This is a genomic window from Bacillus sp. DX3.1, assembly GCF_030292155.1.
Taxonomy (GTDB): Bacteria; Bacillota; Bacilli; order Bacillales; family Bacillaceae_G; genus Bacillus_A.
This window is the reverse complement of record NZ_CP128153.1, coordinates 2,531,342-2,543,777: the sequence shown is the minus strand read 5'-3', so window position 1 is coordinate 2,543,777 and position 12,436 is coordinate 2,531,342. Positions and strand designations below refer to the sequence as shown.

Annotated in this window: 10 protein-coding genes; 3 read left to right on the top strand and 7 right to left on the bottom strand. The window is 33.9% G+C overall.

Going from position 1 to position 12,436, the window contains the following annotated elements; translation table 11 throughout:
- Positions 1 to 141: 141 nt before the first annotated feature.
- The gene (locus tag QRE67_RS12495) at positions 142 to 804 is read right to left on the bottom strand and encodes a YdeI/OmpD-associated family protein (protein ID WP_286125123.1); all 663 of its coding nucleotides are present in this window, start codon (positions 802 to 804) and stop codon (positions 142 to 144) included.
- 400 nt (positions 805 to 1,204) lie between these two features.
- Between QRE67_RS12495 and secY the strand changes: the two genes are divergently transcribed.
- Positions 1,205 to 2,509, top strand: coding sequence for a preprotein translocase subunit SecY (gene secY, locus QRE67_RS12490; protein ID WP_286125122.1), 1,305 nt, complete (start codon positions 1,205 to 1,207; stop codon positions 2,507 to 2,509).
- A gap of 161 nt (positions 2,510 to 2,670) precedes the next feature.
- Here secY and QRE67_RS12485 read toward each other — a convergent pair whose 3' ends face one another.
- Positions 2,671 to 3,588 (bottom strand): DMT family transporter, encoded by a 918-nt coding sequence (locus tag QRE67_RS12485; RefSeq protein WP_286125121.1) that lies wholly within the window; start codon positions 3,586 to 3,588, stop codon positions 2,671 to 2,673.
- Positions 3,589 to 3,736: 148 nt separating this feature from the next.
- Between QRE67_RS12485 and pdxR the strand changes: the two genes are divergently transcribed.
- Positions 3,737 to 5,179 carry a MocR-like pyridoxine biosynthesis transcription factor PdxR gene (gene pdxR / locus QRE67_RS12480; RefSeq protein ID WP_286125120.1) on the top strand — a complete coding sequence of 481 codons (1,443 nt, stop codon included), beginning with the start codon at positions 3,737 to 3,739 and terminating at the stop codon, positions 5,177 to 5,179.
- Between the two features lie 27 nt (positions 5,180 to 5,206).
- Here the strand turns inward: pdxR and QRE67_RS12475 are convergent, their stop codons facing one another.
- The 4 genes from QRE67_RS12475 to QRE67_RS12460 form a co-directional block, all read right to left on the bottom strand.
- Entirely contained in the window at positions 5,207 to 5,704 is a 498-nt protein-coding gene (locus tag QRE67_RS12475) for a DUF421 domain-containing protein (protein WP_286125119.1), read from the bottom strand.
- Between the two features lie 596 nt (positions 5,705 to 6,300).
- Entirely contained in the window at positions 6,301 to 6,717 is a 417-nt protein-coding gene (locus QRE67_RS12470) for a CHRD domain-containing protein (RefSeq protein WP_286125118.1), read from the bottom strand.
- A 450-nt stretch (positions 6,718 to 7,167) separates the two neighbouring features.
- On the bottom strand, positions 7,168 to 8,049 hold the full coding sequence (locus QRE67_RS12465; protein WP_286125117.1) for an SDR family oxidoreductase: 882 nt from the start codon (positions 8,047 to 8,049) through the stop codon (positions 7,168 to 7,170).
- A gap of 1 nt (position 8,050) precedes the next feature.
- Entirely contained in the window at positions 8,051 to 8,407 is a 357-nt protein-coding gene (locus QRE67_RS12460) for a hypothetical protein (protein ID WP_286125116.1), read from the bottom strand.
- 823 nt (positions 8,408 to 9,230) lie between these two features.
- Between QRE67_RS12460 and QRE67_RS12455 the strand changes: the two genes are divergently transcribed.
- On the top strand, positions 9,231 to 10,400 hold the full coding sequence (locus QRE67_RS12455; RefSeq protein ID WP_286125271.1) for an MFS transporter: 1,170 nt from the start codon (positions 9,231 to 9,233) through the stop codon (positions 10,398 to 10,400).
- A 1,391-nt stretch (positions 10,401 to 11,791) separates the two neighbouring features.
- Here QRE67_RS12455 and QRE67_RS12450 read toward each other — a convergent pair.
- A complete protein-coding gene (locus tag QRE67_RS12450; protein ID WP_286125115.1) occupies positions 11,792 to 12,244 on the bottom strand; it encodes a GNAT family N-acetyltransferase in 453 nt (150 codons plus the stop codon).
- Positions 12,245 to 12,436 lie beyond the last annotated feature (192 nt).

Genomic DNA, 12,436 nt, shown 5'->3' with positions numbered 1-12,436 from the left:
TTATTTCTTATATGCTCTAAACTGGTTCAAATTCATTATAGATAGTACCTAATATTAATAGGAAATCGAAACCACAATCTTTTAAAAAGTTCAAGTCATTTTGTCATGCTCCAGTTCTACGTCTGGCACGCTGACACTGCTTTATTTCTTCTTCCGACGGAATAAATCGATTGATTTGTACTCTTGTGAAAGGATTTCAATCATTTGTTGTTGACGATTTTCGCGTGTCCGTTGCTGCTTTGCTGAGAATATGTGACGCGCCCAATCTTTTTGATATCCCGGTGTTAAGCTTTGATAAAACTTAAGTTCATTGGGATGATCGACTAATAATGCTTCAACATCCTTAACATTATTCTCGTAATCCGCAACACATTGGCTAACAGGAGATGTTTTCTTAACTTTCTTTTTTTCACGTTTTAAACCTACAACAGTGAAGACATCGTCCATACTCACCATACGCGCGAACTTGATATCGCTATTACCTACATATCCATCCTCTCTAACTTTCATTGCTGGAAATGCTGGAAATATTTCATCTCTGTGAACAAAAGTTTCATAACGAGTGTTACCTTTTTTCGGGTAAGCGAGAAATACATAACCCTTCTCAAGTAATAGTTGTTCATTATTAAGGATAAGTTGTGTATGCGTAACCATCTCATCAATTGTTTCTACAAAAATAAAAATAGCATCATGATCTTTGGAAAGGGTAGTCGTTTGTTCAGTAAAGACATTATAGTCGTTTGGTTGGTTAACTATTGCCATATTTGTATATTTATTAAGATTTAATTTATCGATAATTGTCATAGCAGGCTCCTTCTTTTTTGAATTAGAGTTTTCATAGCATAATATTACTATAAGGTTATATAACTGCAAAGGGGAATGATTTTGCTCCATGTTAATAATTTGCAAATCCAACTATTTATCTAGAAAGAAAATTATGAAACAGCTGTTACTTTTACTCTTTTCTGCCTTTTCTGTATACAAATTTTTATTTATTAGTTATATTATGGTTATTGAATGATTACGAAAATCAATCTATCGCTTATATTTGTATTTTTTATATCCATGACAAAACTGCAAAATTTTTAAAAATCCATTTGTTAAATGAATTCTACACGGAAGGAGGCTTGCGGTTTATTCATCGGGATATAATGATCAGTTTTCTTTCATTTAGACAACTGACAAAAATACAGGAGGCGACATGATGTTTCGTACAATTTCAAACTTTATGAGAGTAGCTGAGATTAGAAGTAAAATCCTTTATACTTTAGCAATGTTAATCGTATTTCGGATTGGCACGTTTATTCCGGTACCTCATACTAATGCAGAGGTATTAAAAGTACAAGATCAAGCCAATGTGCTAGGCATGCTTAATATTTTTGGCGGAGGTGCCCTGCAAAACTTTTCAATCTTTGCTGTAGGTATCACACCTTATATTACAGCTTCCATCATCGTACAGTTATTACAGATGGATGTTGTTCCTAAATTTACAGAGTGGGCAAAGCAAGGTGAAATGGGCCGCAAAAAATCAGCTCAATTCACCCGCTATTTTACAATCATTCTTGCATTCATTCAAGCCTTAGGAATGTCTTTTGGCTTTAACAATATAGCAGGTGGACAACTCATTTCAAATCCGGGCTGGACTACCTATTTATTTATTGCTACGGTATTAACTGCTGGTTCTGCATTTTTAATGTGGTTAGGTGAGCAAATTACCGCAAACGGAGTAGGTAACGGTATTTCTATGCTTATCTTTGCGGGTCTTGTTGCAGCGATTCCAAATGTGGTAAACCAAGTGTATTTACAGCAATTTCAAGATGTTGGCGATCAACTGTTTATGCATATCGTAAAGATAGTATTGATTGGGTTAGTTATTTTAGCAATTATTGTTGGTGTGATTTACATTCAACAAGCTATTCGTAAAATACCAATTCAATATGCAAAAGCTGTTTCGGGAAATAATCAATATCAAGGAGCAAAAAATACGCACTTACCTCTTAAGGTAAATAGCGCAGGTGTAATTCCAGTTATTTTTGCTTCTGCATTTCTAATGACACCGCGGACAATTGCGCAACTATTCCCTAATTCTGAAGTATCCAAATGGCTAAGTACAAATCTTGACTTTACACATCCAATTGGTATGGTTCTATACGTTGGACTCATTATTGCATTTACATACTTTTATGCATTTGTTCAAGTAAACCCTGAACAAATGGCAGAAAACTTAAAAAAGCAAAATGGATATGTTCCAGGTATTCGACCAGGGAAAATGACTGAGAAATATGTAACAAAAATCTTGTATCGTTTAACTTTTATCGGTGCAATTTTCTTAGGAGCTATTTCTGTTCTGCCAATCGTATTTACAAAGTTCGGTAACCTTCCCCCTTCTGCACAAATTGGTGGCACAAGTTTACTAATCATCGTGGGTGTTGCGTTAGAAACAATGAAAACGTTAGAAAGCCAGCTCGTAAAACGTCATTACAAAGGATTTATAAAAAAAGTAAATTAATTATCAATACATAAACACACACAAAAACTTCTCGTACTATTTTGCAGTTTTAATTCTGCGACTATATACGAGAAGTTTTTTTATTTATCCTATAGAAAATAAAAAGGTCTTAAGCTTAACGTAGAGTAAAGTAAAAGTGTAACATTACCTTTGTAAGGAGATTACATCTCTTTTTTTAATAACTTCCCTTGTTTCCAATATAGTTCAAGTGTCGATCGATTCGCCATAAATACACCTATTAAGATGAAACAAGCTCCCACTCCCATTACTGGCTTGATTGGTTCTCCTAACAATAAATAGCCTGTCAGTACAGCGATTAAAGGTGAAACATACAGCCACGTAGAAGGAAACACTGGATTCGTTTTTGATAAAAGCCAGTAATACAATCCGTGTCCACCGATAGAACCGATAAAGATCAAATAGAGAATAGGCCATTGAACGCTCCATGATGTTAATACAGACAGATTTGGAGCTTCTATAAAGATAGAACAAACAATCAATAATAATCCCCCATAAAACATTTGAATTCCATTCACTAAAAACGGCGATACTTTCGGTAAATCCGATAAAATCTCCTTCGAATGGATTGCACCCATTCCGTAGAAAAACGCTCCTACTAATATAGCAAGACAGGCGATACTCCATACATAAGAAACTTGTTGTTGAAATCCTGGTAAGGAAATACAAACCACTCCCACAAGAGCAATTATTAAAGCAAAAAGTTGTTCCTTTCTCAACTTTGCTTTATTTCGTTTTACTTGAAGCAGTAAAATCATCATTGGGCCTATAGCAGAAAGAACAGCTGCCAAGCCGGAAGAAATATGCTGCTCTGCCCAATATAAAGTCGAAAAGGTCATAAAGGTAAGACAAAAACCAGCATACATAATTCGTTTAGATAAAAGGTATGTCATGACATGTTTACGTTTCACAATAAAAAATGTTATGACAATCACACCTGCTATAAAGAAACGGATACCAGCTGAAAAAAGGGGCGGCGCGCCGGCCTCGATTCCAATCTTAATCGTTAAAAATGTCGTTCCGAAAATAATACAAATGAGAATATAATTGAAAATAACCATCTAATTTCCTCCTTTTTACTCTTGAAATGAGTATAGAGGAAATGATGTATAACAGTACATCACGGCATATAACAGTTGTATGAATTTTCAGTTGATTTCAGGCGTTTTTTCCGTTTTAATGAAGATAAAAAGAAACGCAGGTGAAATTATGAAGGTTGTGCTGCGCAAAGAATCTAATATACCATTCTATCAACAAATCTATGTGCAAATTGTCCAGCGTATCCAAGGTGGAATGTTAACAGATGGTGAGCTCCTCCCTTCTCTACGTACGATGGCAGATGATTTAAAAGTAAGTGTATTAACGGTTCGCAAAGCATATAAATGGCTCGAAACAAAAGGTTATGTACATATACAACCAGGAAAAGGAGTTTACATAAGAAGAAAAAGAGATGGCGCCCTGCAAGTACAGGAACCATATGATTGGCAGCACATGAAAGCTGTTAATGTTGTAAGGTCTCAATATGTAAGTAATCGTCAAAAAGAGTATTATGATTTTTCTCAGGCAATTCTCTACCCTCGTCTTTTACCGAATCCATTTCTATCAGGAGCAATACAAAAACTATTAGACAAAGATCAAATGATATTGGCCACTTACGGCCCTGTACAAGGTGATGAAGAGCTTCGCGTAGAAATTACTAAATACTTAAAAGACTATCAAGGGTTAACGGTAGATCCTGCTCATTTATTAATTACAAGTGGTGCACAACAAGGAATTGACTTAATTGCTCAAACATTATTAAAGCCTGGGGATACGGTTATCGTGGAAAGCCCATGCTACGGTGCTGCCATTGATGTATTTGTTAATAAAGGAATTCATGTAATTCCCGTTGAGCTTGATGAACAAGGTATTCGCTCTGATTTATTAGATGAGGTTTGTCAAAAAAAGAAACCAGTTTTATTATACGTGAATCCCGCTTTTCATAACCCTACCGGAATCGTAATGAGTAAACAAAGACGAATCGAGCTTATAGAATTAGCAGAACTTTATCATTTTTTCATTATTGAAGATGATTCATTTGGTGAGATTTATTTTGATGAAGTCTCTCTTCCAGCTCCTCTTAAACATTTTGACAATAATGGTCATGTTATTTATTTAAAAGGCTTTAGCAAAACACTGGCACCTGGTATTCGCGTCGCAGCATTGCTGGCAGAAGGGCCTGTTTTTGATTGGTTGTATGCTGTGAAAGCTTTAATGGATATAGGTAGTCCACTGTTAACACAAAAAGCCATTCTACCTTTTTTACGGACTGAAAGAATGAAAAATCATTTAGAAAAATTAAGGACTGCTTTACAAATCCGAAGAGATACCGCTGTAGATCTTGTATCTTCTTTAGGGAGTATCGTTCATTTCCAAATCCCACAAGGAGGTTTTAATTTATGGATTTCCCTCCCAGATACAATAGACTCTCTTGCACTACTTGAAAAAGCAAAAGAAGCAGATGTTTCCTTTTTACCTGGCACAGCTTGTTTTGTTCATGAATCGAAACATAATTATTTGCGTATTAGCTATTCTATGTTAAGTGAACAAGATTTAGCGATTGGATTACAAAAGCTCCGTGATGTAATATTCAATTTTCAAAACCAGCTTTGAAAAGGATCTAATATAGTTACATATTAACTATTCTTTAAAAGTGTATTGACGCAGTATTTTTTCTAACACTTCACGAGTAATTGGCTGTGCTTGAGCTGTTAGTTGATACCCAACGCGACCGTTTGGCTCTGCTGTTGCTTGTTGTAATGTTTTAATATCATGAATTCCTTGTTCCCTTAAACACATAAACAATTGCTGTTCTGTCATTTTGGCACGTCTTAAATTACTCTTTAAAACTTTTCCCTCTTCAATAATAATGATGCTATTACCGTTTAGGAATTGTTCCACCTTTCGTGATTTCATCTCTAAATAATGAATAATAAGTAAAACACCAGAAAATATACCCGCAGCGAGAATAGAAGGTCCTACTTTGCTACTTAGCACTGGTTCTACAATAATGCGTCCAATGGATACAACGATAATGATTTCAGCTCTTGTCATCTGACTGATCGATTTACTCCCCGTTACTTTTAAGACAAGGATACCTGTAACGATTAGTATTAAGCTTTCAAAAAGAATATTCATTAATAATCCAGTCCTTTAAAGGAGTTTTCAATTTATGGATTTTCTTGCTATACTCCACAAAGCAAATTGACCAACGAGACGGTTAATAACCTTAAACATCTTATAATTCATACCGATGCTCTCCTTTATTTCTGAAATGATATATATATATCATTTCAGAAATAAAGGAAAAACATGTAACGTGCATTTGAGAAGGTTAATTCATTCATTTCTCAAATCATTGAGTGAGATGTATCTTCAAGTTAAAATATAAGTAACTCCTACAATTCAAAATGGCCCCCATAATTCATATACCATGCCTCCAATTACTAACATTAAAGCTAAAGCTAAAATAATAAAAAGAATTATTAAGTTTTTATTTTCTATCATGAACTTTTCTCCCTTATGAGATTTGTTTAAAGTCTGTTCCATTTTCAATAACAAAAAACCTTTAGTCATAATTATGGCTAAAGGTTGCTATAATCATACTTACCAGAAATGAAAATATGAAATCAGATTACGTAGATCAAGTCCTTAGAAATTTTCAGGCGTAATATACTCTAAATAAATAATTAAAAAGACAGTATGCTTTTCAAAGAAGCATACTGTCTAAATTGTTAAGAATGATGGATTTCTTTTATTTGACCTCGAATTTCTCCATTTGGATGGTTTTCCGTATGAGCGTTTACATAAGTATTGCCTGCTTCCATTTCTCTTGCTAGTTCTAATAAAGACATACCTTGTAAAGGACCGACAAGATCACTTTCTGTAATGATCCCCGTTACCACTCCTCTATCGACACTGATACCACGCGTTACCGGTCCAAAAAGAAATACGACAACGGGTCCGTTTTCGCCCCTCATTCCTAAATGAATATGAGCAACGGTCAACTTTTCTATATCATTGACCACCAATTTAAATCGAAGTCTCGTAAAATCATTGTTAAACCTAAATTGCGCTAAACCAAAAGCATCTGTTCTTACAGGAGGTACTTCCTCCCGACCTGTTAATCTAGCAAAAAAACCTTTAGACATGGTATGAGTCACTTCCCTATTCATTTGATATTACAGTATATTCATTTGATAGAAAATAGCTTGTTCATTTTGACTATTAAATAGTGTGTAAACGTACAATTTTCCTCAAGGAATAACTTATAGGATAGGAGCGACCGCTTCATGTCTATCAAGCTAATAATTCAAATTAGTCTTCATATATAAAGTACGCCATTGAAGAGACTTCAAAAAAAGGGTATGAAAATCTTTATTTAAGCACTGACTTGAATGGTTATTACGAAAAAAATGGATGGACTCACTTAACCGAAGGATATGGTACTAGTGGTGGTTCTATAAAAATCTATGTAAAAGCAGCAGAGTAGTAACAAAATCTCATAAAATATAAGGGCTTATTTATAGAAATAAGCCCTTATATTTTATGTAAACCAAAGTATTTATTTTGATCAAATTTTATTTTAAAACAGCAACAATTTATTCCTTTTCATTTAAAACATTCTCTTCAAAATACTTACCCCAGTCAGGTTGTCTTCCGTCAATGTCTTTAAATCTGTATTCTCTCGCTAGTTCCCATGAGCTAAGGGATTTTCCAGTCTTATTACGAACATTTGGATCACTTGCTAAGGCAGCGATTGCTCTTCCGATAAAGAAAGGTGTTTCCGATGCGATAAAATGAGGATCTTTCTTTACGCCTTCTTGCCAATTGTCTTCTGTCACACCAAATAAATCTAACATTGCCTCAGAGCGTAAAAACCCCGGACTTACCGCAACAGCAGTAATATGATGTTTTTCCAAATCTTTACCCATCGCTTCTGCTAAGTGAATCGTTGAGATTTTAGCTAGACTATAATATAAGTTTCCTCGATATTGGTAGTCAACACCATCTGTAATTTCAATCACAAGACCCTTCTTGTTTTTCACCATAAGAGGTACACCGTAATAACTTGTCATCATATGTGACTGCACCGCACGTTGCTGCATTAATAGTCCGTTATGTAAGTTATGCTCCCAAAATGGTGTGCCCCATTCTGTAAGCGGATCACCGCCCCATACATCGTTTACTAAAATATCAAGTTGACCATTTTGTTCTTTTTTAATTTTTTCAAACAACGCTTTTATATCTTCTTCAACCGTATGATCAACACGGACAGCAATTCCTTCTCCGCCTTGTTTTGTTACAAGTTCGGCTGTTTCTTCAATCGTTTCTGTTCTTCCCATCGATGATAAGTTTCCTTTTGTACTTCTTCCTGTTACATATACAGTAGCGCCTGCTTCACCAAGCATCATTGCGATACCTCGGCCAGCACCGCGCGTTGCACCGGCTACTAGCGCAATTTTTCCTTGTAATGGTTTCATATCATTCTCCTTCATTTTTATTTTTTAACTTAATCAATTTAGGTACATCTTCTCTAACATATTTTTTTGTATATTTCTCTCCACTTGGAGTAACAAATTGTAACTTGATTTTGCCACAAACACCAGAGTAAAATTTGAACTCACCTTGTGAATTTGTAATGGCACGTTCCTTATCTTCAAACGTATCTTCATAAATTTTAACATCTGATAAAGGTACATTATTATGATCTACAACAACTGATTTTATTTCAATAGCAACAGCTCTACACTTTGAATCTTCTTTATTAAATATAACAATCGCTATTCCTCCGATACCTATGACAATACATATAAACAAAGCTATTATTCTTTTCTTCATAATAAGCCTAATCCTCCTTAAAATGAAAATCTACGTGATTCACTTGCTTCATTTCTTCAATTACTTTATGAATCCCTACCTCGATTTTATCTCCTTTCACATTTAATACGTTTAGTTTTTAAAAATTTTTTTTTATAGAAAGAAAGTATATGAAGCCACTGGAATTTAATTTGGTTTTTTTGGTAAAAAAATAATAGAATGAATGTGTTTTATAGAAGAGGAATTAGAGTTGCTAGAAAAAATATAAGTAAATAAGAATAAATTGTGTTTTAATGCTTAATCTTTGCTAAATAAAAGACTCTATTTTTGAATCAACTTTTCAAAAATAGAGTCTTAATACTGTATATACTTAGAAGTTAACATAAAAAAATTATGATAATCTTAAAGTTTTCTAGATTATCCTAATATACAACACTATTACCTTCAACATTTATGACCATTTTACATCAAGTTAGCATAAAACAGTTTTTAGTAGACTATTGTCTAACAAACTAGAATTATATTTAGGGGCATGTATATGTTCCTGTACCATCAATTACTTGTGCCATCACGACCTAAAAAGACTGCTATCATTTCTCCCTCTCCATATAAAAATAAGATTAATAAATGCAGCTACAGTAGGAATTTATAAAACTGTAAAGAATTCTAACATTATCAAATATTTATTAAACGGTATAAAGAACATTTATAACATGACTCTATTAAGAGGAGGTAAAATAGAATTGTGAAAATTAATAAAGAAGCAAAGCTTACTTCTATGCTGAAGGCAAAGCGAACGAATGAAAACAGGCTTTCAGCAATTACAAGATTGCCCCGTTCCTACATGATTTTTATTTTCGGTTTACTTATTTCTAGAATCGGCGACTCTCTTTATACCTTCGCCCTTCCGTGGATTGCTTATGAACTAACAGGGTCCGCGGTAATTATGAGTTCACTTTTTGCTACTAGTGTATTACCAATTGTTTTATTTGGTCCACTCGTCGGAGTAATAGTAGATCGATGGAATCGAAGAAAATTGATGTGGATTTCTGATGTAGGATGTATCGTTTTGGTCGGACTTGTTCCTATTCTCCACATTTTTAACCTACTTCAAATCTGGCATCTTTATGTGATTTCTTTTGCCTTAGCGGTACTATCCATGTTATTTGACGTAGCAATGATTACAGCGATTCCACATATTGCAGGTCAATCGTTAACAAGAGCGAATTCTGCATACCAAATGGTTAATCAAATCGCTAGTTTAGCTGGACCTGCATTAGCTGGTATTATGATTGCTTTAATAGGAGGATTTCATGCCCTCTGGCTCAATGTGATTTCTTTTGTTGCTACTTTAATCACTGTATTACTATTACCTAAATTGGAAAAAAACGAACCTATGGTTAGAACTGGTAATGTATTGCAAAATATAAAAACTGATTTGATAGATGGATTTAAATGGTTAACGAATGATCGACTTAACCTTGCTTTATCTCTGCAAGCTATGGTAGGTAACTTTGGTGCTAGTGCTGTTCTAGGAGTATTTATGTATTACTTACTTTTTACATTACATTTAACATCTGAGCAAAGCGGTTTCAATTATACGTTGATTGGAATAGGTGGCCTTGTAGGGAGCATCATTGTCGTGCCACTCGAACAACATTTTCGGCGAGGGGTTCTTATTCCTGTCTTACTAGGTATAGGCGCAATTGGGTTAACGTATGCGCTATGGAGCGAATATTGGCTCGCACCCGGTATTGCTTTTGGTATCGCTATGACGTGTAATATAGCCTGGAACACGATCGTCGCATCAGTTCGGCAAAAAACAGTACCTACTAATATGCAAGGAAGAGTTCTAGGATTTTCACGCGTACTTACTCGTTTAGCTATGCCATTAGGAGCTTTAGTTGGCGGGATGATTTCTTCCTATAACCCAGTCGCAGTATTTGCCTTGGCATCCTTTACAAAGATTATCGAGGTCCTCATTGCATTATTTAGTCCTATACGTAAGCTTTGAGAGACAGAGGGTAGCTTTTTATACTTGATTGGCTTGTTGTAATAGAAAAATACCAGTACAACAATCATTCCCTCATATGAGCCTAGTATATTTCTCAATACATTATATGCTACAATTGATTTAAAGCGATATTATTAAAATGGTTGTAAAAAGAAAAAAGCACTTAAAGAGTGTTTTTTCTTCTTATATATCACTTATCTTATTCTTTATTCTGCAATCAACTTATTAGAATATTCTTCTGTTGCTAGACTCACATGATAAATACTGATTTATAGCTCTCAAGATTCAATCCATCTCACAGTAGCCTCAACATTTATTTATAACTTCCGTTTACTGTAATAGAAGCGATTAAAGCTAAATTCACATTTTTAAACGTGACCTTTTTTGTACTTTTATATTCACCTATCACATCCATTTGTCTTTATCTCTACATCAACATCGTTTTCTTTAAAGTCTTCGTCATGAAAAATTCCTATTTTAAACATTTATTCCTCATATATATTTCTGATATTTCAAGCTCAAATATAGCTTAAACAACAACATAATGTGAGAATCAATTATTTAAAATTTTTTTGATAAACGGGTAATCCATTAAAATCAATTATTTCTCTCTAAAATTCCATTTTTAATATGTAATAATTAAATAATAATATCATGTAATAAATGAAAATAAGATATATAAGAGTTATACTCTATCTTCTAATCTCTAATCCGATTTGATAATTTTAGGTATATTCTTTCTGGCGTATTTTTTTGTGAATGTTTCTCCATCTGGGCCGACAAATATTAAAGTAATTTCACCACAAACCAAACATCAGTACCAAATGTAAGCTCCCCTTGCGAATTTGTAACAGCCAGTTCTTTTTCACTAATAGCATCTTCGTAAACTTTAATACTTAGTAAAGGTTAGTTGTCTTGATCTAACACAACTGATTTTATGTGCTTACCAATCTCGATACACATTGTTGTATTCGTATTGTTTTTTTATCGTTAATCATTTTATTATTTATAACAATCGCGAAGATTCTAATACTTATTAAAATACATAAGATAAAAACTATTATTATTCTATTCCTCAATCTCATCCTCCCTTTATAAAACTTTTCTAAATTCTGTTACATCTACTTTTTCGAATGGAATACCACTACTCATTTATTTAGAAAATCCTATTAATATTTCCTTCTTTCTTATTACCTGATCTCCTCTATTATTGTACATACCAAATATTCACATATACTTCTAGAGACTGAGATATTTCTTCAATAAGAGGCCCACTGTTTTCCAAAAAGTATGTGTGAGTAACCGTGCTGAAATTTGTGATGACCTCAAATCTCAGCTACTAGCGCAATTTTCCCTTGTAATGGTTTCATATGGATCTACTTTATTTCACTTTAGTTAAATTCAATTTCAAAAAACGGAAAGCCTTTCTCTTCTTCTGGAATTGAATGATACCCAAGTTTTTCATAAAAACTCGCTGATGTAGGATTGGCATTCCATTGTAACCAAGCAGCTCCCGTTTGCTCAGACCATAATTTTATCTGTTGGAACAGCGCCGCTGCAATTCCTTTGTTTCTAAAATCTTTTAATACAAACAAATCATGAAATCGATGTATAGACTTGCCACTTCTTAAATGTGGTCCATAATTTTGAATCCAACCGTATCCAGCAACCTTATCATTTACGAAAGCCACTGGTAAAAAATGATCTGGATTTTTAATTATTGATAAAAATCTTTGCTGAGCTCTTTCTTTACCATCCGTACCGCTTCTTGTTTGAAGCAAATACCATAACGTTTGCCAATCTTGTTCCGTAGCTTGCCTTATCACTACATTGGCTTCCACCATATCTTCCCCTCCTAAATACATATAGATTACCACTAGACATCTATATTTCACGCACTTTATTTTACCTTTATTCCTCAAAAGCTGTTTGTTTTGTATCAATGTAATACGTTATCCGAACCTTATAAACATAAGAATCATTTATTTAAGATTCCCTAAGCGTTTCCAAAATAATTGCTGCATTCTCTAATATCT

Excerpts from the sequence above, each read along its gene's own strand:
- QRE67_RS12450 (WP_286125115.1), bottom strand. The coding sequence starts at position 12,244 with ATGGTGGAAGCCAATGTAGTGATAAGGCAAGCTACGGAACAAGATTGG.
- QRE67_RS12465 (WP_286125117.1), bottom strand. The coding sequence starts at position 8,049 with ATGAAACCATTACAAGGAAAAATTGCGCTAGTAGCCGGTGCAACGCGC.
- QRE67_RS12470 (WP_286125118.1), bottom strand. The coding sequence starts at position 6,717 with ATGTCTAAAGGTTTTTTTGCTAGATTAACAGGTCGGGAGGAAGTACCT.
- secY (WP_286125122.1), top strand. The coding sequence starts at position 1,205 with ATGTTTCGTACAATTTCAAACTTTATGAGAGTAGCTGAGATTAGAAGT.
- pdxR (WP_286125120.1), top strand. The coding sequence starts at position 3,737 with ATGAAGGTTGTGCTGCGCAAAGAATCTAATATACCATTCTATCAACAA.
- QRE67_RS12495 (WP_286125123.1), bottom strand. The coding sequence starts at position 804 with ATGACAATTATCGATAAATTAAATCTTAATAAATATACAAATATGGCA.
- QRE67_RS12460 (WP_286125116.1), bottom strand. The coding sequence starts at position 8,407 with ATGAAGAAAAGAATAATAGCTTTGTTTATATGTATTGTCATAGGTATC.
- QRE67_RS12475 (WP_286125119.1), bottom strand. The coding sequence starts at position 5,704 with ATGAATATTCTTTTTGAAAGCTTAATACTAATCGTTACAGGTATCCTT.
- QRE67_RS12455 (WP_286125271.1), top strand. The coding sequence starts at position 9,231 with ATGATTTTTATTTTCGGTTTACTTATTTCTAGAATCGGCGACTCTCTT.
- QRE67_RS12485 (WP_286125121.1), bottom strand. The coding sequence starts at position 3,588 with ATGGTTATTTTCAATTATATTCTCATTTGTATTATTTTCGGAACGACA.